At 54.0% G+C, this 25,326-nt stretch carries 13 protein-coding genes and 1 riboswitch; of the genes, 7 read left to right on the top strand and 6 right to left on the bottom strand.

All coding sequences use genetic code 11. From position 1 onward, the window contains the following. Positions 1 to 156: 156 nt before the first annotated feature. Positions 157 to 1,023, bottom strand: coding sequence for a 4-(cytidine 5'-diphospho)-2-C-methyl-D-erythritol kinase (gene ispE / locus HMPREF9453_RS05795; protein ID WP_008859628.1), 867 nt, complete (start codon positions 1,021 to 1,023; stop codon positions 157 to 159). A 1,345-nt stretch (positions 1,024 to 2,368) separates the two neighbouring features. Between ispE and gltB the strand changes: the two genes are divergently transcribed. The 6 genes from gltB (at position 2,369) to HMPREF9453_RS05830 (ending at position 13,365) form a co-directional block, all read left to right on the top strand. Then, positions 2,369 to 6,910 (top strand): glutamate synthase large subunit, encoded by a 4,542-nt coding sequence (gene gltB / locus HMPREF9453_RS05800; protein WP_008859629.1) that lies wholly within the window; start codon positions 2,369 to 2,371, stop codon positions 6,908 to 6,910. Between the two features lie 1,198 nt (positions 6,911 to 8,108). Further along, positions 8,109 to 8,672 carry a helix-turn-helix domain-containing protein gene (locus HMPREF9453_RS05810; protein WP_008859631.1) on the top strand — a complete coding sequence of 188 codons (564 nt, stop codon included), beginning with the start codon at positions 8,109 to 8,111 and terminating at the stop codon, positions 8,670 to 8,672. Between the two features lie 404 nt (positions 8,673 to 9,076). Next, a riboswitch (Fluoride riboswitch) is annotated at positions 9,077 to 9,146 on the top strand. A 64-nt stretch (positions 9,147 to 9,210) separates the two neighbouring features. Continuing rightward, positions 9,211 to 9,597 carry a fluoride efflux transporter CrcB gene (gene crcB, locus HMPREF9453_RS05815; protein WP_050805706.1) on the top strand — a complete coding sequence of 129 codons (387 nt, stop codon included), beginning with the start codon at positions 9,211 to 9,213 and terminating at the stop codon, positions 9,595 to 9,597. Positions 9,598 to 9,661: 64 nt separating this feature from the next. Next, on the top strand, positions 9,662 to 10,459 hold the full coding sequence (locus tag HMPREF9453_RS05820) for an enoyl-CoA hydratase/isomerase family protein (RefSeq protein WP_008859633.1): 798 nt from the start codon (positions 9,662 to 9,664) through the stop codon (positions 10,457 to 10,459). 252 nt (positions 10,460 to 10,711) lie between these two features. Further along, the gene (locus HMPREF9453_RS05825) at positions 10,712 to 11,407 is read left to right on the top strand and encodes an alpha/beta hydrolase (RefSeq protein WP_008859634.1); all 696 of its coding nucleotides are present in this window, start codon (positions 10,712 to 10,714) and stop codon (positions 11,405 to 11,407) included. Between the two features lie 617 nt (positions 11,408 to 12,024). Further along, complete coding sequence (locus HMPREF9453_RS05830; RefSeq protein ID WP_008859635.1) at positions 12,025 to 13,365, top strand: anaerobic C4-dicarboxylate transporter; 1,341 nt, start codon at positions 12,025 to 12,027, stop codon at positions 13,363 to 13,365. Positions 13,366 to 13,842: 477 nt separating this feature from the next. Here the strand turns inward: HMPREF9453_RS05830 and HMPREF9453_RS05835 are convergent, their stop codons facing one another. The 4 genes from HMPREF9453_RS05835 to HMPREF9453_RS05850 form a co-directional block, all read right to left on the bottom strand. After that, a complete protein-coding gene (locus HMPREF9453_RS05835; protein ID WP_008859636.1) occupies positions 13,843 to 14,226 on the bottom strand; it encodes an endonuclease domain-containing protein in 384 nt (127 codons plus the stop codon). Between the two features lie 420 nt (positions 14,227 to 14,646). Beyond that, positions 14,647 to 15,831 (bottom strand): MFS transporter, encoded by a 1,185-nt coding sequence (locus tag HMPREF9453_RS05840; RefSeq protein WP_008859637.1) that lies wholly within the window; start codon positions 15,829 to 15,831, stop codon positions 14,647 to 14,649. A gap of 491 nt (positions 15,832 to 16,322) precedes the next feature. Further along, positions 16,323 to 17,660 (bottom strand): MATE family efflux transporter, encoded by a 1,338-nt coding sequence (locus HMPREF9453_RS05845; protein ID WP_008859638.1) that lies wholly within the window; start codon positions 17,658 to 17,660, stop codon positions 16,323 to 16,325. An 860-nt stretch (positions 17,661 to 18,520) separates the two neighbouring features. Beyond that, positions 18,521 to 18,889, bottom strand: coding sequence for a hypothetical protein (locus HMPREF9453_RS05850; protein WP_187368056.1), 369 nt, complete (start codon positions 18,887 to 18,889; stop codon positions 18,521 to 18,523). Positions 18,890 to 19,668: 779 nt separating this feature from the next. On the opposite strand from HMPREF9453_RS05850, the gene HMPREF9453_RS05855 reads away from it, so the two are divergent. After that, a complete protein-coding gene (locus tag HMPREF9453_RS05855; RefSeq protein ID WP_008859640.1) occupies positions 19,669 to 22,839 on the top strand; it encodes an ESPR-type extended signal peptide-containing protein in 3,171 nt (1,056 codons plus the stop codon). 468 nt (positions 22,840 to 23,307) lie between these two features. Here the strand turns inward: HMPREF9453_RS05855 and HMPREF9453_RS05860 are convergent, their stop codons facing one another. Beyond that, the gene (locus tag HMPREF9453_RS05860) at positions 23,308 to 24,555 is read right to left on the bottom strand and encodes an IS256 family transposase (protein WP_008858902.1); all 1,248 of its coding nucleotides are present in this window, start codon (positions 24,553 to 24,555) and stop codon (positions 23,308 to 23,310) included. Positions 24,556 to 25,326 lie beyond the last annotated feature (771 nt).

Genomic DNA, 25,326 nt, shown 5'->3' on the forward strand with positions numbered 1-25,326 from the left:
AATCCGCGGCTTTTTGCGTGAAAGAATTTGAAATGTGAAAAAGAAGCCATGGGAGGTTTTGCGTCCTCTTGCCGGTGATTCCAAAGGCAGCGAAGGCCTTCCGATTTTCACTTACTGCGGGCAACATTCCTGCTTCGCCCGGTGGCAGGAATGGGTTCAGCCTTTTTCGGGCAGGGCGGGGCCCGTAGTTTCTGCTTCTTCTACAAACCAGAGGGGATGGGCCTTTTGGAGCTCCCGGCGGAGGGATGCTCCTTCACCTTCATTTTCCAATATCATGAAAAAGGCGGAGCCGGAGCCGGTCATCAGGACGGGGCGGGAAAGGGCGTGAAGGGCGCAGGCAGTTTCCCGGAGGATGGGGTCCAGCGGGAAAAGGGCCGGTTCAAAGTCATTGGCCAGGGAGGAAAGAAGAAGGGGAAGGTTTCTTGTTTCCAGGGCCCTGATGCAGCTGCCGGTATTGTCTTTCAGGCGCTTTGGAAGGGCGTCGATGGCGGCGTAGGCTCTGGCGGTGGATTCAGAGGTCTGGGGGCGGATGATGAGAAGAGGAAGCCCTTCCCAGGGGGGAAGGGCGGTGAGCTTATCGCCGATGCCTTCGCAGCGGGCGGCGCCGCCGGCCACGCAGAAGGGAATGTCAGCGCCCAGGGAAGCACCCATGGCGGCCAGGTCGGAAGGGGAGTCGCCGGTTTCATACAGGGCAGCGAGGCCGCGGAGCACAGCGGCCGCATCAGAGGATCCGCCACCCATACCCGCCTGGGAGGGGATTTCCTTGGCAAGGGTCATGGAAACGCCGGGCAGCTGCTTTTTCCGGAGAAAAAGCTCCGCTGCCTTCACCATGAGATTGTCCCTGCCCTCCGGGGCGCTGCCTTTGACGACGGTCAAGGTGGTGGTGTCTGCCTTTTCCAGGGTAATGGTGTCGGAGAGGGAGATAGAGTGCATGACGGAATCAATGTCATGGTATCCGTCCGTCCTTTTTTGACCTACAGACAGGGTGAGGTTGATTTTGGCATAGGCTGTTTCCTGTATCATTTCGTGCTCCTTAGGGAATAGATTTCCTTTATTATATCCTATGGATGGGAATAGGGGGAGTGGAAGATAGGGATGGGGACACGCCCTTTGGGGCGTGAGGGTTCTAAAGTTTGACGGGGCTATCGCCCCGAGGGTTCTTAAGTTTGACAGCGGCTATGCCGCTGAGGGTTGTGGAGGGCGCCTTTTAATTGATAGAAGGCGCCCTTTTATAAAAAACCTTCACAACCGGGCTTTCGCCCGTGGGAAAACAGGCCAGCCTCGCTTCGCTCGAGGAAATGCATTCCCCCTTTGGTGGCTGGCGCCACCACCTTGCCCGGTGGGAAGCATGTCACTGGATTCGCGGGTCGCCTACAGCTCCCCTATGAATCCAGTTCCTTTGCCACCCCCTCTGCGAGGTGGCACAATAACCCGTGCTTATTGTAGAGCCGCTTATGAAGAAAGTGTTTCGCGGAGCTTTATTCTGCCCCCTGAACAGGGGGAAGTCCGGCGAGGCCGGATAGGGGGAGGCGAGCGCAGCGAGCCAATCAGCAGAATGCTTACTATGCCATATGACACAGAAAGCCAATCCCGTAACGCTGACTTTATAAGTATTGCCCCCTAAAGGGGAAACGACTCACTATATTTTGCGCGTCGCTAGCGCTCCTTCAAAATGTGTTCGCTGTGCACCGAAGGGCAATCCACAACCCTCGGGGCCGAAGGCCCCGTCAAACTTACGAACCCTCCGGCCCATAGGGCCGGTCCATCTTAAGAACCCTCCCTCATAACGCTGACTTTATAAGTATTGCCCCCTAAAGGGGAAACGACTCACTACATTTTGCGCGTCGCTAGCGCTCCTTCAAAATGTGTTCGCTGCGCACCGAAGGGCAATCCGCAACCCTCGGGGCCAAAGGCCCCGTCAAACTTACGAACCCTCCGGCCAAGGGCCGGTCAATCCTAAGAACCTTTCCCCTCTGAACCCCATGAACCCTCACACCGGAGGTGTGTCCAAGGGCGAAGCCGGATAGGGGGAGGCGAGCGAGCCAATCCGCAGAATGCCTATCATGTCATATGACACTGAAAGTAAATCCCGTAACGCTGACTTTATAAGTATCGCCCAAAGGGCGATACCACAACCCTCGGCCTGAAAGGCCGTCAAACTTAAGAACCCTTGGGCCGAAGGCCCATCCATCTTAAGAACCTTTCCCTCTGAACCCTATGAACCCTCGTGCCGCAGGCTGCGATTTCCCTATTTACCTCACTTTATCATAGTGCTATAATACAAAATACAACTTAAGTTTTCCGATGCCGGACGAAGCAGCTTTTCAGCTGCCTGTCCGGTTTTTTGTTTCTACGGGAGGCGCGGAGTATGGGAGATGTATGGAGAGATTTACCAAAGCCCCAGGGGCTGTATGATCCGAGGAATGAGCATGATGCCTGCGGTATCGGTTTTGTGGCAAATATCAAGGGAAAGCGTTCCTATGGCATTGTGGATGATGCCTTGAAGATTCTGGAAAACCTGAAGCACCGGGGCGGCGAGGGAGCGGACCAGAAGAGCGGCGACGGCGCCGGGATACTGACCCAGATTCCCCATGAGTTTTTCCATCGGGAGTGCGAGGTGCTGGGATTCCGCCTGCCTCCGGAGGGGCAGTACGGGGTGGGCATGATTTTTGCTCACCGCTATCATGATTTCCGGGAGGAGCAGAAGCAGATTTTTGAGGATATCGTGAAGGACGAGGGACAGACGGTGCTGGGCTGGCGGGAGGTGCCCATCGATGAAAGTCTCATCGGCGAGGAGGCCAAGCGCATACGGCCCCATTTCCTGCAGGTGTTTATCGGAAGAAATCCGGACTTGGCAGAGTCCATGGATTTCGAGCGGAAGCTGTACATTATCCGGCGGCGGGCGGAGAAGAAAATCATTCCTCTCTCCGAGGGCATGGGTACGGATTTCTATATTGCCAGCCTGTCTTCCAAAACCATTGTGTATAAAGGCATGCTTACCAGCGACCAGATGCGCCATTTCTATCTGGACCTGTCGGATCTGGATTTCAAGACCGCCATGGCCATGGTTCATTCCCGCTTCAGCACCAATACTTTCCCCAGCTGGGCCAGGGCCCATCCGAACCGCTACATTGTGCATAACGGGGAAATCAATACCATCCGCGGCAATATCAACTGGCTCAATGCCCGGGAGAGCAAGTCCCGGCCCTCGGATTATCCGGAACTCACCCGGGCTTTCCCAGTGGTAGACGATACAGGCAGTGATTCTGCCATGTTTGATAACTGCCTGGAGTATCTCCATATGGCAGGCCATTCCCTAGCCCATGCCATGATGGTTATGATTCCGGAGCCCTGGGAGAAGGATTCCTCCATGAGCCGGGAGAAGAAGGATTTTTACCGGTACCACAATTTCATGATGGAACCCTGGGACGGACCGGCGGCCATCTGCTTCTGTGACGGCGTGTCCATCGGCGGCATGCTGGACCGGAACGGCCTTCGTCCGGCCCGGTACTATGTGATGAAAGATGACCGGGTCATTCTGTCCTCCGAGGTAGGCGCCGTACCGGTGGACCAGAAAGAGGTGCTCTACAAGGGCCGTCTGGAGCCGGGAAAGATTTTCCTCATCGACACCTCTCAGCAGCGCATTGTAAGTGATGAGGAAATCAAGCATACCATGGCCAGGGCCCATCCTTACGGCACCTGGTGCAGGGAGCATATTCTGGACCTGAAAGACCTGCCGAAGAAAGAAAGAAAGGCACCGGCGCATCTGGAGGAAGAGCAGCGGGCCTTCGGCTATACCCAGGAAGATATGCGGGATATGATTATCCCCATGGCCCAGACCGGCAAGGACCCGGTGGGAGCCATGGGCATGGATTCGCCGCTGGCGGTGCTGTCGGAAAAGCCCCGGCTTCTCTACGATTATTTCCAGCAGAATTTCGCCCAGGTCACCAATCCGCCTATCGACGCCATCCGGGAGTCCATCGTCACCTCTTCCACCGTCTATGTGGGCAATATGGCCAACATTATGGACCCCGACGAAAAGGGTACCGCCGCCCTGGCCATGGACCGGCCCCTTCTGACCAATGAGGAAATGGAAGCGGTGAAAGAGCTGCAGGACGACCGTCTTCGTCCGGTGGTGCTGTCCCTTCTCTACACCGACGGGAAAGGGGAAATGGAGAAAGCCCTGAATGCTCTCTTTGATAAAGCCCTGGAAGCGGTGAAGTCGGGCCACAATATCCTCATCCTGTCGGACCGGGGCGTGGACAAAGACCATCTGGCCCTCCCTGCCCTTCTGGCATCGGCAGGACTCCACAATTTCCTGATCCGTGAAAAAGTGCGGCCCGATGTGGGCATTATCCTGGAGTCCGGAGAACCCAGGGAAGTACACCATTTCTGCACCCTCATCGGCTATGGCGCCACCGCCATCAATCCCTACCTGGCCCTGGACACGGCAGCGGACCTGGCGGAAAAAGGAAAACTGGGACCGGTGACGGTGGAGGAAGCCCTCAGGAACTACATGGACGCTTCGGTGAAAGGCATCCTGGCAGTGATGTCGAAAATGGGGATTTCCACAGTCAAAAGCTACCACGGCGCCCAGATTTTTGAAGCCCTGGGCATTGGGAAGGAAGTGGCAGACACCTGCTTTGGAGAAACCACCTCTCCCGTAGGCGGCCTGGGCTTTATGGACATAGAAGAAGAAAACAGGAAACGCCATGAAGAGGCCTATGAAAGGAAGAGAGGCCTTCCGCCCGGCGATGTGTTCAAATACCGCAGAAACGGCGACGAACCTCATATCCTCTCGGCCGAAACCATCCGCCTTCTGCAGCAGGCCTGCCGCACCGGAAGCTATGAAATCTACAAACTCTATGCCAAAAAGGTGAACGGGCCCCTGATCCGGCTCAGAGATCTCCTGGATTTCACCTATCCTGCCGGCTGCAGCATTCCCATCGAAGAAGTAGAAAGCGCGGACTCCCTGATTTCCCACTTCCGCACCGGTGCCATGAGCTACGGTGCTCTCAGTAAGGAAGCCCATGAATGCATTGCCAAAGCCATGAACCATCTTCACAGCCGCAGCAACACCGGCGAAGGCGGCGAGGACCCCGAACGCTTTGCGCCCCTGCCCGACGGCAGCAGCCTGAACGATGAAATCAAGCAGGTCTCCACTGCCCGCTTCGGCGTCACCGGTAATTACCTGGTGCATGGCTCGGAAATCCAGATCAAGTGCGCCCAGGGGGCCAAGCCCGGCGAAGGGGGCCACCTTCCCGGCAGCAAAGTGGACCCTGCCATTGCCCGCACTCGCCGCTCCACCCCCGGCGTATCCCTGATTTCCCCGCCGCCCCATCATGATGTGTACTCTATCGAAGATCTGGCCGAACTCATCTTCGATTTGAAAAATGCCAATCCGAAGGCGGAAATCAATGTGAAACTCACTGCCGGTAGCGGTGTAGGCACCATTGCTGCCGGCGTGGTGAAGGCCAAGGCCGACGGCATCACCATCAGCGGCTATGATGGCGGCACCGGCGCCTCCCCCAGAACCAGCATGCGCCATGCCGGTCTTCCCTGGGAAATCGGACTGGCCGAAGTGCAGCAGGTGCTCCTGCTGAACCAGCTCCGGGACCGGGTAAAGCTGGAAACGGACGGAAAACTTCTCACCGGCCGGGACGTGGCCATGGCGGCCCTTCTGGGCGCAGAGCGCTTCAGCTTCTGCACCGGCCCCCTCATCGCCCTGGGCTGCCAGATGTACCGGGTCTGCAACAGGAATACCTGCCCCGTAGGCATCTGCACCCAGAATGAAAAACTGAGGAAACGGTTTGCCGGAAAACCGGAATATGTGGAAAACTTCATGCGCTTTGTGGCCGAAGACCTTCGGGAAATCATGGCCCGCCTGGGCTTCCATACCCTGGAAGACATGGTAGGAAGAAACGACCGGCTGAAGCAGAAAGGCCTCACCGGCAACGCCAAGGCTGACACCCTCCACCTGGACGCCCTCCTCTTCAGGCCCTATACCGATATTTCCGTGGGCCACCATTTCACAACCCCCCAGGACCACCAGATGGAAAAGACCCTGGACATGGCCAAACTGGTACGCATGTGCCGGCCGGCCCTGGAAGAAGGCAAGCCGGTACGGGCCAAGCTATTCATCAAAAATACCAACCGCGTCACCGGCACCCTGGTGGGCAGTGAAATTTCAAGACGGTACGGCGAAGAAGGACTGCCGGAAGACACCATCCATCTCTCCTTCGTCGGCTCTGCCGGACAGAGCTTCGGCGCCTTCATTCCCCGGGGCCTCACCCTCACCCTGGAAGGGGATGCCAACGACTACGCAGGGAAAGGCCTTTCCGGCGGCAAAATCATCATCTATCCGCCTCGGGAAGCCGCCTTCAAAGCAGAAGACAATGTAATCATCGGAAACGTAGCCTTCTTCGGCGCCACCGGCGGCAAAGCCTTCGTCTCCGGCCGGGCCGGCGAACGGTTCTGTGTGAGAAACAGCGGCGCCACGGTGGTGGTGGAAGGCGTGGGCAACCACGGCCTGGAATACATGACCGGCGGCCGGGTGGTCATTCTGGGAAGCACAGGCCTCAACCTGGCAGCCGGCATGTCCGGCGGTGTGGCCTACGTAGTGGACCTGGACGAAAGGAAACTGAACCACGAAATGGTGCACACCGGCCCCCTGGATCATGAAGAAGAAGCGGAAGAAGTGAGGAAACTCATCGAAGAGCACTACATTTCCACCAGAAGCGAAAGTGCAGAAGAAATCCTGGCCCAGTGGAACCGCTTCCTCCCCAGAATCAGCCGCATCATCCCCAGAGACTATGAAGCCATGGAAAAAGAAATCCGCCGCTTCATGAAAGAGGGAAAAACAAGAGAAGAAGCGGAAAAAGAAGCCTTCGAAGAGAAATTCGGGAAGTGATACAAAGGCGCTGACGAGGCAGCGAAAACTATGGGTTTTGTGAAGAATCGGCGGGAAGCTGTAATCCCGAAGGTTGACACGCCCTTACGGGCGTGAGGGTTGATGGCGCCGCCGGGCCTTTGGCCCTGGGCGCCAAGGGTTCTGTCCGGGACCGGCTGACGCCTCCCGGACGGGCTCCGGGCTCTCGCCCTCGGGAGGTATGAAGTACTGTGGAGGTCCTGCATAGGACCTCCAAGTCGGCCAAAGTAGGCCCTTAGCCTGCCCATTAAAGGGCTTACCTATTGGTTGGCTGACCGTGCCCGCTGGGGAGGTACGGCGCCTTCGGCGCCATCATATATATGCCTATACCGCCTGCGGCAGGGGGACAATAAAGCTTCGTGACGCTATCTTTTGATAAGTGACTCTACTTTAAGCACAGGTTGTTCTGCCCCTTGAATAGGGGTGGCAAGGGAACACGATTCGTAAGGAAGCGAAGCGACCTGAGAATCGTGTGACACGCTTTCCCGTGGATGCACAGCGAACATGATTTGAAGGAGCGCCAGCGACGCACAAATCATAGTGAGTCGTTTCACCTTTAGGTGGAAAGTCCGGCGAAGCCGGATAGGGGGAGGCGAGCGCAGCGAGCCAATTACCAGAATGCTTATCATACCATATGATACAAAAAGCCAATCCCGTAACGCTGACTTCATACTCATCGCCCAAAGGGCGATACCACAACCCTCGGCCCGAAGGGCCGTCAAACTTACGAACCCTCCGGCCCATAGGGCCGGTCCATCTTAAGAACCCTCCCTCATAACGCTGACTTTATACTCATCGCCCCCTAAAGGGGAAACGACTCACTACTTTTTGCGCGTCGCTAGCGCTCCTTCAAAATGTGTTCGCTGTGCACCGAAGGGCGATACCACAACCCTCGGCCTGAAAGGCCGTCAAACTTACGAACCTTAAGAACCTTCGGGGCGAAGCCCCGTCAACCCTCACGCCCGAAAGGGCGTGTCCCCCAAAAATCAGTTTCCTCTTTTTACCCAAGAGCTTGAAGGCCCCTGCCATGAAACGCAGGGGCCTTTCTTTTCCTTATAGAAGATGGAACAGGGGAATGCCCCTTTCCATGATGCTTTATAGAACTTGCGTTCTATGCTGTTTCCGAATATGCTGAGTACAACCGCGGAATACAAAAAGGCATGCCGGAAACGGACAGCATATGACAAAGGAAAAGTTCTATGAAGAAGAAAGAAAACTGATTGAGAAAGCCAAAGGCGGAGACCGGAAGGCCATGGAGGATCTCATGGACCGCTACGAGCCTCTTTTTAGAAAATTGTGCGCCGGAGAGACCCGGATGGACTGGGAGGATATCCGGCAGGATCTGGCGGTGTCTTTTCTGGAAGGCGTCAGGGCCTTTACGCCGGAAAGGGGTACCTATTTTCCCTACTACATCCGGCAGCGGCTCTATTGGGAAAAAGTGCATCTGGTGGAAAGAATGATGCGCCGGCGGTCGGTGGAGCTCCAGTCTCTGGCGGGCATAGAGAACATAGCCGACGAATCTGAAGGCGGCAGGGATCACCTGGAAGTGCTGAAAGAAATCGCAGCAGACCTTCCTCTTTCAAAGAAGGAAAGGGATCTTCTTTCGGCCCTTCTTCGGGGAGAGAAGGCGGCAGATGTGAGAAAGGCAATGAACATGAGCCGCGCTTCCTACTATCGCCTCCGGGCCCGTCTCTTCGCCGCTCTCCGGAAAGAAAAGGATCGGTTCTGGGACATGGTGAAATAGCGGGCCGGTGGAGGTGGCTTCCGTTGTCAGCTATCCGCTGACCGCCGGAAAATATCAGATAGTCAGACGGCAGACATGAGACAGGTAGCATTCCCGAAAGGGAAGGGGCCGCCGCGGGCGCGGGTATAAAGGCTTTCCACTATTCCGCGAAGCGGAATGATAAGACTCATCGCTCCCTAAAGGGGAAACGACTCACTACATTCTGCGCGTCGCTGGCGCTCCTTCATCCTCTGCTGTCACTGACTCACTGGATTCGCGGGTCGCTTCTCTCCCCTATGAATCCAGTTCCCTTGCCACCTCAAGGGGAAACGAGAAAATTAGAGGTGCCTTCCTTCTGCCGGCTCACCGTCTGAAAGGATGCGCAAGTACCCTTTCAAATCCCCTTTCCCTGTGGTACAATAAAACCCGCAAACGGCGATGGAGTTCGCCGGGCGTAGGCCGAATGCTCTTTGAGCTGATGACTCCTGTCCCCCTGGAATCGGGTTCTTCTGCGAATCCATTTCCTTCAGGGGGCAGGAGATTTTTTTATGGAGGCATGATGATGAACTATGTATATCCTTTGCTGGTGGCTGCCGGCGGGGCTCTGGGCGCCCTGTGCCGGTATATGACTACCCTTGTTATGGCAGGCTGGATGGGGACGTCTTTCCCTTACGGCACCCTGGCAGTGAACGGTGCCGGGTCCTTCCTGATAGGCATACTGGGGGTCCTTTTTTCCCGGGTGTATCCTCTGCCGGGGGCGGCGGCTTTTCTTATCACCGGATTTCTGGGAGGCCTCACCACTTTTTCCTCCTTTATGAATGAAACTCTGCAGCTTTGGGCTTCCGGGCGATGGCTGGAGGGGCTGGGGTACCTGTTCGCCCAGCTGGCCTGCGGCCTGCTGCTGGTGGCCCTGGGGGCCTTTCTGGCGGAAAAGATATTTCTGTAAAAGGTCCTTATATGAATGATATAATATATAAAGATGTTCCCGTTGTTTCCCGAAGGAGGCAGTCATGGCTTACGAAAGAATTCATACATCCCTTTCAAAAGGCATCGAAACTATTACATTGGATTACGGGCCTACTCTGAATGCGCTGGACATGGTGATGGCAGGAGAGCTGGCAGAGGCTCTGGAGGAAGCGGAAGGAAATCCGGAGGTGAAGGTACTGGTGCTTGCCGGTGCCGGCCGGGCCTTTTCCGCCGGCGGCGATATCCGGTATATGAAGGCCCACTGCGATGAACCGGATTTTTCGAAGAAGTCCATGGCGCCTCTGGCAGGGAAGCTGTCGGAAATCGTGCTGTACATGAAGAAAATGAGGAAAATCATTATCTGCGCTGTGGCAGGTGCCGCAGCCGGCGGGGCTGCCAACCTGGCCTTTGCCTGTGATTTCATTTTCGCTGCCGACGATGCGAAATTTCTGCAGGCCTTCGTAGGCATCGGCCTCTGTCCCGATACCGGCGGCGTCTATTTCCTGCCCCGCATGGTGGGAAGCCACCGGGCCTTCGACATGTTCGTCACCGGCCGCCCGGTCTCCGCCAAGGAAGCCCTCGAAATCGGCCTGGTGAAAGAAGTGACCACGAAGGAAGACCTCATGCCCACTGTCATGGCCTTTGCGGAAAAACTGACGGAAGGGCCTCTCCTGGCCTATGGAAATATGAAAAAGCTCATGTTCGCCAGCCTGTACAAGGGATTTGAGGACTATATGAAGGACGAAGCAGTGTACCTCGCCCAGTGCTCCGGCAGCGAAGACTTCAAAGAAGGCATCACGGCATTCCTGGAAAAGAGGAAGGCTGAGTTTAAGGGAAAGTAATGGGGAGCATGCTGATGGGCAGAGTCATCAGCACGGGGCAGCTAGCTGCTAGCTTCTAGCTGTTAGGAAAAACTGGACAGCCTATGGCATGAGAAGCCATCGAACCAGCAGGCCTGGCGCCATAGGCGAATCAGCTTTCCTAGCTGCTAGACGCTAGAAGCTAGAAGCCCCCGCACAATTGACTCTGTCCATCTGCATGACAAACCGCGGCGAAGCCGCTGGACCTCAAATCTCAATTTTCAGGAGCCCACCATGAACCATCTCACATCCTTTACCGCCGGTCCCCTTTCCATCAGGGTGTACGGAAAAGCGGAGGCAGAATCCATTATTTATATTCCCCAGCCGGAACCGGTGACGGAGGAGGTATACTTCCTCACCGATGAATTCCCGGTGCTCCTTGCCTCTATCGATGGCATGGACTGGAACGGGGACCTTTCTCCCTGGCCGGCGCCGAAGGTATTCAGGGGGGAAGAAGACTTCTCCGGCGGCGCAGACCGGTTTGCCGATTTCCTGGAGCAGGAAGTATTTCTGAAGGAGAGCACCTTTTCCGGCAGGCCCCTCCATCGCATGATGGCAGGCATTTCCATGTCCGGCCTCTTTGCCCTCTACATGGGTACGAAAAAGGACAGCCTTGAGGCCATCGCCTCCATTTCCGGCTCCCTCTGGTTCGATGGGTTTGTGGATTACCTGAAAGCCCATCCCCTTTCTTCCGGCATAAAGAAAATCTACCTGTCCTTGGGGGATAAAGAAAAAAGAGTCCGCAACCCCCGAATGGCGAAGGTAGAAGAAGATACCCTGGCGGTGCGGGATATCATCGCAAAAGAAGGTAAGGAAGTCCTCTACCAGGCCAACCGGGGCAACCACTTCGTCCACGGCGCCGAACGGCTGGAAGAAGCGGTACGGTATCTCATGACCGGGAAAGTATGGAAGGGTCCGCATAGTGTATAGGGTCTAGGTCTAGGTCTAGATCTACAGCGGCTTCGCCGCGTATAAGAGTGCTGCATCCAATGGGTGGCACTCTTATTTTTTATGCATATGACGAAACCGACGGCTCCATAGGACGTAGAAGAGTAACATTGAGATTTGAGAGTTGAGGCCCCGCAGCTTCGCCGCAAAAATTAACCCTCCCTTGCTTGCAAGGGAGGGGGGACCGCGTCAGCGGTGCGCAGCGAACTGCGCAGCGGCTAAAGTTTGACTCTATTCTTTTAAGTCAAACGGCGGCGGCCAAAGGCCGGGGGATGGATCCGCCTCGCAGAGGTGGGACCTGCGAAGCAGGGGATTCGTACAAATCCCATCAATCCATCCTGCACCTTTGGTGCGCCCCTTCTCTAAGGGGCTGCATGATTGGGAAAGAATTGAGAATTGAGTGAAACATTGAGACCCGGCGTCCCTGCCAGACCATTCTCTTCCCTCTTGCTCCTCTGTTCTTCTTTTTCCATGCATGATTATATAGCATACGATAATAGGTTTGCTATGCGTAATAGATATTAGATAAAATTCCATAATATAGTATACTTAATCTCATCTGATGGGGATAAAAGTATATTATTTATGGAGGGATTCGAATGGAATTGATTCTGGGGTTTATTGTGCTGCTTGCCTGCCTGTTTATGGGCATCAAGCACGGAGGCATCGGGCTGGCTGTGATTTCCGGCATCGGCCTCATGGTGTACACTTTTATTTTTCACTTCAAGCCCGGTTCTCCGCCTATCGGTGTCATGCTGACCATTCTCGCCGTGGTGACCTGTGCCGGCTTCCTGCAGACCTCCGGTGGTCTCACGGTGATGCTGAAGGCGGCGGAACGGTTCCTGCGGAACAATCCGAAGCATATTACCATACTGGCACCGGTGACTACCTGGTTCCTGACGGTGCTCTGCGGTACGGGTCACGTGGTATACACCATGTTCCCCATTATTTATGATATTTCCATCAAAGAAAATATTCGTCCCGAACGGCCCATGGCGGTTTCTTCCATCGCTTCCCAGATGGGCATTTCCGCTTCTCCCGTATCGGTGGCTGTAGTGTCCATCGTAGGCTTCATGGCGGCAGCGGGATACCAGTATTCCCTGCTCCAGATCCTGGCGGTTTCCGTGCCGGCTACCCTCATCGGCGTCCTCTGCGCGGCCCTCATCAGCTACCACCGGGGCAAGGACCTGGCGGATGATGAAAATTTCCAGAAAATGATCCAGGACCCGGAACAGCGGGACTACGTATACGGGGAACAGGAATCCCTGCAGGGGAAAAAGCTGCCCGCCTCCTATTACCGGGCCACCATCATTTTCCTCCTGGGTATCGTATGCATTGCCATCCTCGGCAACTTCCCGGATCTCCTGCCTCACTTTGCCGACGCCAAGGGTAAGATGAAGGCCATTTCCATGACCACCGTCATCCAGATGGTGATGCTCTTCGTTTCTTCCATCATCCTCTTCGCCTGCCACACGAAGGCGAAGGAAGTGGGAAACAGCCAGGTCTTCCGTGCCGGCATCGTGGCTCTGGTCTCCGTATACGGCGTAGCCTGGATGGCGGATACCTACTTCGCCAGCCAGATGGGGGTGCTGAAGGGCTTCCTGGGCACCGTGGTGACCAACTACCCCTGGGCCTACGCACTGGTCCTCTTCTTTACGTCGAAACTGGTCAATTCCCAGGGTGCCGCCGTGGCTATCGTCATGCCGATGGCGCTGAAACTGGGCATGGACCCGGTGATGGTCCTGTCCTTCATTCCCGCCTGCTACGGCTACTTCTTCCTGCCCACCTATCCGTCGGACCTGGCGTGCATCGGATTTGACCGGAGCGGTACCACGAGAATCGGGAAATTCGTACTGAACCACTCCTTCATGCTCCCCGGTCTTACCGGCGTCTTCACCGCCTGCGTGGCAGGATTCGTCATCGCCCATATCCTGTACTGAGCATATAGGAAAAGCCGTGAAAAAGTAAGAAAACTTTTTCACGGCTTTTTTGAATTGAAAAAGAAAGAGTTGAGAGTTGAGAGTTGAGGTCCGGCGGCTTCGCCGCAGAAGTTAACCCTCCCTTGCTCGCAAGGGAGGGGGGACCGCGTCAGCGGTGCGCAGCGAACTGCATTCGTAAGGAGCCGCAGGCGACTGAGAATGCAGTGAGTCGCTTTCCCTTCGGGTGGGTGGGTTGCCGCGCAGAGGCAGGATCTGCGAAGCAGGGGATTCGTACAAATCCCATCAATCCATCCTGCGGCTTTGCCGCGGCCCCTCTCCAAGGGCCTGCATGGGTACGGATTGTCTCACATGGAACGTTAGCCCTTCTATCGAGGCAACCGTTAAAAGCGCGCCCCCTTAGAGAAGGGGGCAGCCCAAAGGGCGGGGGATGGATCCGCCTCGAAGAGGCGGTACCTGCGAAGCAGGGGAATTTCTTGATTATTCATCCGATTCATCATCCAGACGCTCCATGCGTTCCCGAATGATATTATCGATATACTGCCCCACATTCTTCAGGTTATGGTCGATATCCAGGTTTGAAAAACGAAGGACAAGGATGCCATATTTCTCTATCCGGCTGCTGCGACGTTCATCATACTTCATGCCTTCCATAGAGTAGTGCTGCAGTCCGTCGACTTCGATGACGAGTTTCGCCTTTCGGCAGAAGAAATCGACGATGTAGTTCTCTATGATGTATTGTCTGTAAATCTGTACGGGAAGCCGTTTGAGGCAGGCATTCCACAGGAGCGTTTCCTGGGGCGTCATATGGTTACGCAATTCCCTGGCCCGCTTTTTTAAATCGGTGTTCTTACAGATACGCATGATTTACCCTCCCTCTATAGTTGTAATAAAAGCTATTGGGAAAATTGAGAGTCAAGATTCCGCGGCTGCGCCGCATCCATCCTGCGCCTTTGGCGCGCCCCTTCTCTAAGGGGCTGCATGCTGGGGACTGTCTAACATGGAGACTCTTACTTTTGTGAAAGAAACCGTCTACCCGTGCCCCCTTAGAGATGGAGGTCCTGCATAGGACCTCCAAGTTTGGCCTGAAATACAAAAGGCGCTTAGCCTGCCCATCAAAGCGCCTTCCTTTTAGGCCAAACGGCGGCAGCCCGAAGGGCAGGGGATGGATCCGCCTCGAAGAGGCGGGATCTGCGCCGCAGGCGGACCATCTTTCCTGAAAGCTAGTTGCTAGCAGCTAGGAGCCCTCGCCTGTTTACACGCTGCCTGGCCACAGGGCCTCGATCATTCCTTCCTGAAATTCCACAGAATCACGAAGGCGGCGAGCCAGAAGGCTATGGCCGTGGACCAGAAAACCGAGGGGTAGCCCAGCCACCGGGCCAGGGCACCGGAGCACACCGGACCCGCCACGTTGCCCATGAGGAATATGCTGGACACCACGCCGAAGACGATGGACCTTGTTTCCGGCGGTACGGACTTGGCGATGATGGTATTCGTGCAGGGGGCAATGAGTCCCATGCCCATGCCGGTAATGGCCCGCCAGAAGCCGAGGCTTTCTACGGTATGCATATGGTACTGCATGAAGAAAGTAAATCCCACAAAAATCGTGGCGCCGATGAGGAGGCGGTGGGGACGGATCCGTTCTGTGAGGCGGCCCACGTTCAGGGACATGAAGGCGCTGCAGCCTCCGGAAATAAAGATGATGAATCCCACGATAGTGGCTACTAGGTCCGAGCTGGTGCCGATCATCTGCTTCAGGTACAGGGGAAGGATAGGTCCGATGCCGGTGATGCCGAAGTTACAGAGGAACTGCATGAATGTCATGATCCGGACCCGGGGGATCTTCATGAAGTACAGGATCTGGCTGAAGGTGGAAGACCGGTCTTTACTGGCCCCTTTCCGATGGATGGGAGGCAGGAAGAACTGCACCGAAAGGAGACAGAGGAAAGCGAGAAAGGCAAAGAAGAAGAAAGGCGTCCGATAGTCGAAGGTATCGGCAATGGACCCACCCAGGAGAGGGCCAAACATGATGCCCATCACCATGGCGGCCTGGAAATAGCCCATGGCCCAGGAGGTTTTATGCTCCGGTGTCACCGTGGCTACGATAGAAAGGCCGATGGGGACAAAGCCTCCCACCAGGCCCTGGAGGGTGCGGAAAATGAGAATCTGCCAGGGGGCGGTGGAAAAGCCGGAGGCCAGGGAGGACAGCGTCACCGCAGAGAGGACGATAGTCATCACCACTTTTGGCCCCCGCCGGTCCGCCTGGATGGACCAGAAAGGAGCGGACAGGGCAATCATGAAGGGAGTCACCCCGGTAATGAGGCCCGCCCAGAATGCCGCTTCCCCGGGGTCCGTCAGTCCCAGCTCCGACAGGAAAAGGGGGAGGAATGACATGACTCCCACCATGGATATGCCGGCGCCCACCTGGATGGCGCAGACCAGGTACACGATGGACTTCCAATTTTTCATAGTCTCCCCTCCTTTTTGATGTAAGGTAACCTTATTATACTGCTTTTGGGAAAAAATAGAGTTGAGATTTGAGAGTTGGGGAAATAGAGTTGAGAGTTGAGGAAAGAGAGTTGAGGTCCAGTGACTTCGTCACCTTCCCTGATAACACCGACCAGTCCCCGTCATCTCGAGCGGTGGCAAGGGAACTGGATTCATAAGGAGCCGTCAGGCGACTGAGAATCCAGTGACACGCTTCCCCTCGGGTGGCTGCAGGCTGAATGATTGCAAAATTAAAAATCGCTACAGCTTCGATGAGTCGAGGGATCTTTCTGGTAGATGACTATGACATTTTCTCCGAAAGAGTTGAAATCCAGCCACTCCACGGCTGGGACGTCAGACGGCTCCGACAGTCAGATATCAGACAGGAAGCAGCTTTACCGCCAATGCACCCCGAAAGATAAGACGTCAGCCTGCGGCGCAGCCGCGGGACCTCAATTCTCTTCACTCAACTCTCAATTCTTTCTTTTCTCCTTCACGTAAAGAAAAGCGATCACACAGAGCAGGATCTGTACCGCCGAAGATGCCGGCGTGGCGAGGCCGATGTGGAAGAGCCGGGGCGGTACTTCCAGGCTCATGAGGTAGGACACCGGTACCCGAACGCCGAAGGCTCCCACGATGCCCTGGACCATGACGAACCTCGTCATGCCGAGGCCATTGAAGAAACCGATGGACGAGAAGAGCACGGAAGTGAGGAGGCAGTCGATGGCGTAGGCCTTCAGATAATCCGCTGCGCCCAGCACCACCGCCTCGTCGGAGGTGAAGAGGGCGGTGAGGTGGGTGCCGTAGAAGAAGGAAAGGGTGAACATGCATACCCCCGCGGCCAGGCCCATGGCGATGCCGGAGAACAGGGCTTTCTCCGCCCGGTCGAACCTCTGGGCCCCCACGTTCTGGGCCACGAAGGCGCTCATGGACTGCATGAAGGATCCGGGAATGAGCATGATGAAGCCGCAGATTTTCTCCGACACCCCGATGGAGGCAGACGCCGTGAGGCCGATGCGGTTCACGATGGACATGATGAGAAGGAACGACAGCCCCACCAGCAGGTCCTGCAGGGCGATGGGGAGACCCAGTTTCACGATTCGGAGGGCCGTGGCCCCATGGAGGCGGACCATGGACAGGGAGAAGGGGAAAGGAAGTCCCCTCTTTTTTATGATGACATAGGAAATCACCACCGACAGGGTTTGGGCAGCCACGGTGGCGAGGGCTGCTCCGGCGGCGCCCTGGTGGAAGAAAGCCACCAGCAGGAGATCGCCGAAGGTATTGAAAACCGAAGCGATGGCCACGGTCATGAGAGGGGTCTTCGAGTCCCCAATGCCCCGGAACAGACTGCCGATGAGGTTGTAGCAGATGATGACCACCATGCCGCCGCCGCAGATGCGGATATAGGACACCGTCTTTTCAAAAGCCTCGGCAGGCGCATTCATCCATCCCGCAAAGGTGGGGGCGAAGACGGTGAGGCAGAATGTGAAGAACAGGCCCAGCAGCAGGCAGAGGCAGATGCCGCTTCCCGCAATGGTGCCTCCCTCCTTTCCCCGGCCCGCCCCTATGTACTGGCCCAGGAGGATGGTGATGCCCATGGAGAAGCTGGCGGTGAGCATGGTAAAGGTCTGGAGAATCTGGGACCCCGTGGACACGGCGGACACATCGGCGGAACTGGCAAAATGGCCCACGATGAAAAGATCCACCGCCCCGTAGAGGGACTGCAGCAGCAGGGCCCCCATGACGGGCAGGGCAAAGAGGAAAAGGGGCCCCGCAATGGGACCGGACGTAAAGTTATGGGACAGGGCCATGGAAGTTCCTTTCTTTCAGTCAATATATTGTCATTATAGCAGAAAGGGATAGAGTTGAGATTTGAGATTTGAGATTTGAGAGTTGAGGTCCAGCGGCTTCGCCGCAGAAGTTGACCCTCCCTTGCTTGCAAGGGAAAAGTAAGCGAACTGGAGTTACAGCAGCGAACACAATTTGAAGGAGCGCCAGCGACGCACAAATTGTCGTGAGTCGCTGATAGCCGTGCTGTAGGGAGCCGAAGGCGAGCGAAAATCCAGTGAGACACTTTCATCGCGCAGGCGATTGGGGGAACGCGTTAGCGGTGCGCAGCGAACTGCAGTCACAGCAGCGAACACAATTTGGAGGAGCGAAGCAACGCTCAAATTGTTGTGAGTCGCTGATAGCCGTGCTGTAAGGAGCCGCAGGCGACTGAGAATGCAGTGATCCCTTTCCCTTCGGGTGGGTGGGTTGCCGCACAGCAGAGGATTCTGGTGTTATCCCGTCAATCCATCCTGCGCCTTTGGCGCGGCCCTTCTCCAAGGGCCTGCATTCTGGTGGATTACCCCAACTATTGAGGATACCGGTAAGCAAGTTCCCCCTTAGAGATGGACATCCTGCATAGGATGTCCAAGTTTGGCCTGAATACAAAAGGCGCTTAGCCTGCCCATCAAAGCGCCTTCCTTTTAGGCCAAACGGCGGACGGCCAAAGGCCGGGGGATGGATCCGCCTCGAAGAGGCGGGAGCTGCGAAGCAGCTGAGGAGGGGAAAAACCTGTATTCCCGACCACGAGAAAGATTTCTCGGCTCCTCGGAGCTGTAGCGATTCTTGTAGGTAGAGTCATCAAGCATGCTGCCACCGCTCGAAATGACGGGGCGGGATAGTCTCATACATCAGGTATACCGTCTTCACCGATGTGGCTCTTTCGGTCTGTCATCATCTCAAGACTCATCAATCCATCCTGCGCCTTTGGCGCGGCCCTTCTCCAAAGGCCTGCATTCCGGTGGATAACCCCAACTATTGAGAATATCGGTAGCAAGTGCCCCCTTAGAGAAGGGGGCAGCCCGAAGGGCAGGGGATGGATCCGCCTCGAAGAGGCGGGAGCTGCAAAGCAGCTGAAGGCGTTGAAAAGCCCTGTATTCCCGCGCCCGAGAAAGATTTCTCGACTCATCGAAGCTGTAGCGGCTTTGGCAGTATCCTCAAGCAGCATGCTGCCACCGCTCGAAATGACGGGGAGCGGGATGGTCTCATACATCAGGTATACCGCTTTCACCGATGTGTCTCTTTCCGCCTATCGTCATCTCGAGACCTAACCATCCATCCTGCGCCTTTGGTGCGGCCCTTCTCTAGGGGCTGCATGATAGGGAAAGAGTTGAGGGTAACATTGAGAGTTGAGGTCCAGCGGCTTCGCCGCAGAAGGCACCACAACCTCCCCTCTTTAGAGGGGAGGGGGACCGCTTGCGGTGGAGGGGTGCCGATAGAAGCGCCGCAGGCGACTGAGGGGGCGTTTCCAAATGTATGCATTTGTATAGTTATACGACAGAAATGGTATTTGTCAGCAGCCCCCCATGGATGGGGGAGGTTAAGAAATGGCCGCGAAGCCGCGGGGCCTCAACTCTCTCTATACTCTATTATATTTATTTACCAAAGGGAACTATATGTGGAATCACAGGTACGGCGCTATAGAAATAGTATATCCTGTCGTGGCGGTCACTCTTTCCTGCTTTCTACAGGAGTGCGAAGGCCGTCTTATGAAGTGGCGGCGAGGTTCCTGTTACTGCCAAAAGACTGTAACAATCACATGCTATGACATTTTCTTATACAGATACCTTTAACGTTTACATCAAGGTATTGGCACTATTTTAGAACGAGGGGTATAATAAAAATACCTTAGTAATTCAATTATTGATTTAATTTTACATATAGGTATGCCATCTCTTTATCCGGCGGCAATGGCATACTTTTTCTGGTAAGGAGGTATGAAGGGGCCGCATTCCTGTTTCATATGTTCGTTCATAGTAAAGGGGAATTGCAATGAATCATATTTATAAGGTGGTATGGAGCAGAGTCAGAAACTGCTACGTGGCGGTTTCTGAAATCGCAAAGGGACACGGTAAGAAGTCCCCGTCCGAAAAATGGGGAGGTAAGAAAGCAGCCCTGCTGGCAGCTGTAATCTTTACACTGGGAATTGGTGGAACCGTTGGTGCTGCAGGTCCGGCAGCCACTGAACATGGTCCAGCCAGTAAGGCGGATGGGATTGCCAGCATTGCCGTTGGTGTTGGTGATCATGTCGTTTCTTCCAATACCGATGCGAACCGTTTTCAGGGAGCAACGTCTCTGGCTGTAGGGACGCTGAATATCGTCGACGCGGATGCCAATGCACCGTTTGATGGAGCAGCCAGCAGTGTAATCGGTCAGGTAAACTATACGAAGAATGCCAACGCCGCTATCATCATGGGCGCCGGCAACAAGGTCACCAATTCCTATCGGGATGTATCTGGGTTGGACGAGGCTACCATCAATAAAATAATGGGCTATTATCAGAAAGGACAGATGGATAAAGTAACGGAAATCCTGCAGAAAGCTGTTCCCAATAGTGGTGGTCAGGTCATGGTTATGGGTGGTGGCAACACCGTAGATTATGCCCAGGCTTCCCAGGTGATGGGTGTCAGCAATATCCTGAAGGGGACAAAGGATGCCGCCAGCAAGTACAACCTGGTGGATGGGTTCCAAAATAATGTAGATAAAGTACAGAATACTTATGTGGTCGGAGCTAATAACAAAATCGATAATACCCAAAATACCATCGTGATTGGCGATAATCACAGCGGTCCAAGCTATATCCATGGAACTACGAATTCTGTCATCATTGGAAATGGTAGAACTATCAAAGATGGATACGGATATTTATATGATCAGGACAAAGTCGTCAGTATTGGCGACAGCAATTTGGTCCATCGTTCAAATGAAAGTGTTGCTATCGGTAATAATGTTATCATTAAGCGCGATGGATCCGGGAATTATGGATTTGGTACAGGCAATGTGGCCATAGGCAGCCAGGCATATATCAATAGTTATGTTAATCAGAGCGACAGTATAGCTATTGGCAAGAAGGCTACAGTTGCTAATATGGCTGGTACTTTAGAAAATAATTTTGCTTTTGGTACAGCGGAAGGCAAGGATTATTATGGCAGTATTGCTATTGGTGAAAATTCCTATGCCCGCTCTGGTAGTACTATGATTGGTGTCCATGATTATCATGGACAATTAGGTGATATAGATATCGATTTTACGAAAGGCAAGAGTGAAGGCCCTTCTGGTATTGGTAATTATCAGGCAAGTATTAATGCTACTACGATTGGCAATAACAGCTATAACAACGGTACCTTTTCTACTGTTCTGGGCAGTTATACGGCTGTATCCGGTATATATAAAAATGCCAAATGGGGCGAAAATCCACATGGAATTCAGAACCTAGGGGCTGCTGTCGTGGGTTCTTTGAATAGTGTGCAAGGTCTGTCAAGTAAAGAGTATAAATCTTCTGGTATGGCTGATAGTATTTTGGGCTCTGCTAACCAGACGAAAAATGCTAATGGTACGGTTATGGTCGGTGCTGGTAACGTGGTGACCAACTCCATTAAGGATTTTGATGCAACAGACTTTCAGAAAACGACGGGATTTGATAATCCTAATTCTTTGTCAGATGCTATGCGTACGGCCATCAAGGCACAAAACGGCGGCGGTGCGGCGGCTGTTGTAGGTAACGGCAACATCGTCGATAACGCTACTAATGTCTCCATCCTGGGTTCCAAAAACAGCTTGAAAAATACGGCCAAAGCCCAGCTGTTGGGCGATAACCGGGATGTTGATGGCGCGGATAACTCTGTCATCGTGGGTTCTGCCAAGGAAACAATGGCCACGACGAATAAGAATGTCACCGTTCTCGGCTATAACGCTAATGCCAGTGTAGATGGCGGCGTAGCTTTGGGCAGTGACTCCGCAGTTGGGGACAGCGATAAATCAGGGAAAGATCTAAATAAATATGGATTTGGCTATGTTAAACGTAATGCGTCTGATGCGGATTATGTTTGGCAGTCGAATCTGGCCTCTGTCTCCGTGGGCAGTGCTGGATATACGCGTCGCATGACAAACGTTGCTGCTGGTATCGATTCGACTGATGCAGTCAACGTAGCACAGTTGAAGGCAGCCATGAGCAATGCTGGCTCGAACATCAATCTCGTCGCTGGAGACGGTATCAAGATTGATACGAATAACGGTACCTATACGATTAGTGCCAATATTACGGGCGGTACAACGGCTACGGATACGACTACCGTAACGCCTAAAGATTCGAATTCCGGTACTTCCGGCGATTCTGCCAGCACAGACAAAGGAAATACAGATACTTCCGGTAACGGCAAGGGACTGGTCGTAACGACAGAAACGAATCCGACGAAGTTTGCTGCTGACGAAGGTACGGCTGCTGCAGTGAAACCGTCTGAAACGCTCACTATCAATGGCGATAAGACAAATATTGCTACGAAGGTCGACGGCAACGCCATTTCTGTGAAACTCAACGATGATATCAGCGTCAAGACAGTCAATGCAACAGATTCCATCGGCATCAAGGATGGCCCGTCCATGACGAAGGACGGCATCAATGCAAGGGACAAGAAGATCACCCATGTGGCGGCTGGCACAGAAACCACGGACGCCGTGAACTATGGCCAGTTGAAGGATGTGGAGTCCAAGGTAGACAGCAACAGCCAGGCCATCACGAACATCAACAGCCACGTGAACCGCCTGGACAACCGGATCAACAAGGTCGGTGCCGGTGCAGCCGCACTGGCCGGTCTCCATCCGCTGGACTTTGACCCCTCCGACAAATGGAACTTCGCCGTAGGCTACGGCAACTACCGCAATGCCAACAGCGTGGCCGTAGGCGCTTTCTATCGGCCCAATGAGGATACCATGGTCAGCGTAGGCACCAACTTCGGCAACGGAGAAAACATGGTGAACGCAGGCGTAAGCTTCAAGCTGGGCCAGGGCAGCTCCTATGCCGGCGTGAGCAAGGCAGAACTGGCAGAAGAAAACCAGAAACTGAAAGCAAACGACGCAGCCCAGGACCAGAAGATCCAGAACCAGGAAAAGGAAATCCAGGAACTGAAGAAAGCACTGGAAGAACTGAAAAGCCATATCAAATAAGGTTTGAAACTACAAAAAGAGCTCCCCTTGATGGGGAGCTCTTTTTGTCCTGGTGGCTGAGTGAGCATACAAACCTATGGGAGCATTGAAAAGAAAGAGTTGAGATTTGAGAGTTGAGATTTGAGAGTTGAGAGTTGAGTTCCCGCGGCTTCGCCGCAGAAGGCACCCAACCTCCCCTCTTTAGAGGGGAGGGGGACCGCTTGCGGTGGAGGGGTGCCGGTGTAAAAAGAAAGAATTGAGATTTGAGTGAAGAAAATTAAGGTCCAGACTACGCCGTTAAAACTTGGCTCCCCCATCGGGGTGGCAGCGAACACGATTTGAAGGAGCGAAGCAACGCACAAATCGTAGTGAGTCGCTTTCCCGTAGGGTGAGCTGCCGAAGGCTGAGGGGGTGCATTTGCCGCGAAGCGGCTGAGATGGAAGGCGTTGAAAAGCCCTGTGTTCCGGGGATGTCAAGAATTTTGTGTTTTTAGATTAACCAATCGTATTTAGCGATTAGTTTGCTCATACGTTCGTCAATCAATAATTGGTTCATAACAGCCGGCCAGTTAAAGACCTTTCCTTTGCCCTTCCATTTGGTGTTCTTGAGCTCAAGGACACGGAGGTAGAGAAGCTTCAGGATGGCCTCGTCATTGGCAAAAGAGCCCTTACGGGTTACCTTTCTGAAACTGGAATTGATGCTTTCTATGGCATTGGTAGTGTACATGACTCTCCGTACATTAGAGCCGTAGTTAAACAGCTGTTCCACGTGCTGGAAGTTGTTTTCCCAGACCGCTATAGCCCCAGGATAGGCTGCCCATTTTCCCTTGAACTTTTCAAACAATCTGCGAGCTTCTGCTACATTGGTAGCCTTGTAGATTTCTTTCAGTTCTTTCAAGAACTCTCTGGATTTGTTCCAGGGAATATACCGCATGGAATTACGGATCAGATGGACAATGCAGCGTTGCACCACTGTGCCAGGGAAGATGGCAGCAGCGCCTTCTTCAAGGCCGCTGACACCATCCATGGAGATGAAACCAATGTCCTGTACTCCCCGGTTCTTGATTTCATCGAAAATCTGCATCCAGGTATGCTTACCTTCCGTTTCGTTGATCCAGATACCAAGGATATCCTTCTCACCATTGATGTCATACCCAAGGATGACGTAGACAGCCTTTTGTTTCAGGGCTCTGTCAGTCTTCATGGGAACATACAGACAGTCGATGAAGAGAAAGGTATAAAAAGGAAACAGTAGACGATTCTGCCACGCATATACTTCGTCCAGGATCCGGTCCGTAATATGGGCAATCTGTTCATGGGAGATGGAGAAACCGTAGATTTCTTCAATGGTCGAAGAGATGTCTCTCTGGCTCATTCCACGGCCATACATCGCAAGGACTTTCCCTTCGATAGAGGAAACATCACGCTGGTATTTTTGGATTAACTGGGGTTCAAAAGTACCTTCCCGATCACGAGGGACTTGGATGGGTACCGTTCCCATGGAGGTCTTCAGGTTCTTCCTGGAATACCCATTTCTCGTATTCTTGGAATCCTCAGGGGTGCTGCCGTTCTTGGGATAGCCTAAATGGTTATCCAATTCACCCTTAAGAGCTGCTTCAAACAATGGTCCAAAGACACTCTTTAAGGCGGACTGCATCTCTTCGACAGTGGTCGGTTTGTAGGTTTCGTAGATTTCCTGCGCAATTTTTTCGCCAGGGGTAGGGGTACGCTTTGCCATGGTAGTAACTCCTTTTCCTCTTTCTCCCCTTAAGTATGAGGCTCCCCTTAAGTATGAGGTATGAAAATATTTTGAGCAAGATTCATTTACACAAAATATTTTACACTACCTGTGTTCCCGACCACAAGAAAGATTTCTCGACTCCTCGTAGCTGTAGCGGCTTTGGCAGTATCCTCAAGCGGCATGATACCACCGCTCGAAATGACGGGGAGCGGGATGGTCTCGTACATCAGGTATACTGTCTTCACCGATGTGGCTCTTTCGGTCTGTCATCATCTCAAGACCCATCAATCCATCCTGCGCCTTTGGCGCGACCCTTCTCTAAGGGCCTGCATGATAAGGAAAGAAGCTTGAAACATAAGCTCCCGACAACAAGCCTGCTTTAAGGGTAACTTTATAAAGCCCCTGGAAAATCTAATTTTTTCGGGGTTATTCCCTCCTAAAGCTGTTGTATAATAACTTTAGGTTCTTTATGAACCGGACGTGGTTAATTATGGAATTGGGGTGATGGGCGAGATCGTGAGATCCTGTGCTGGGGGAGTCTGCGGCTGCTGTCCGGCGTCAGCTATCCGCTGTCCGCCGACTGATGACTCCGGACCGTATTCCCGAGAGCAGAGAGACATCAGACGGTCAGACCTCAGAGGATGCTGAGGGTCATAGCGGTGCTTTCCAGTATTCCCGAAGGTTGACACGCCCTTACGGGCGTGAGGGTTGATGGCGCCGCCGGGCCTTTGGCCCTGGGCGCCAAGGGTTCTGTCCGGGACCGGCTGA

Origin of the sequence: Dialister succinatiphilus YIT 11850, from assembly GCF_000242435.1 — a bacterium.
Lineage (GTDB): Bacteria > Bacillota > Negativicutes > Veillonellales > Dialisteraceae > Dialister > Dialister succinatiphilus.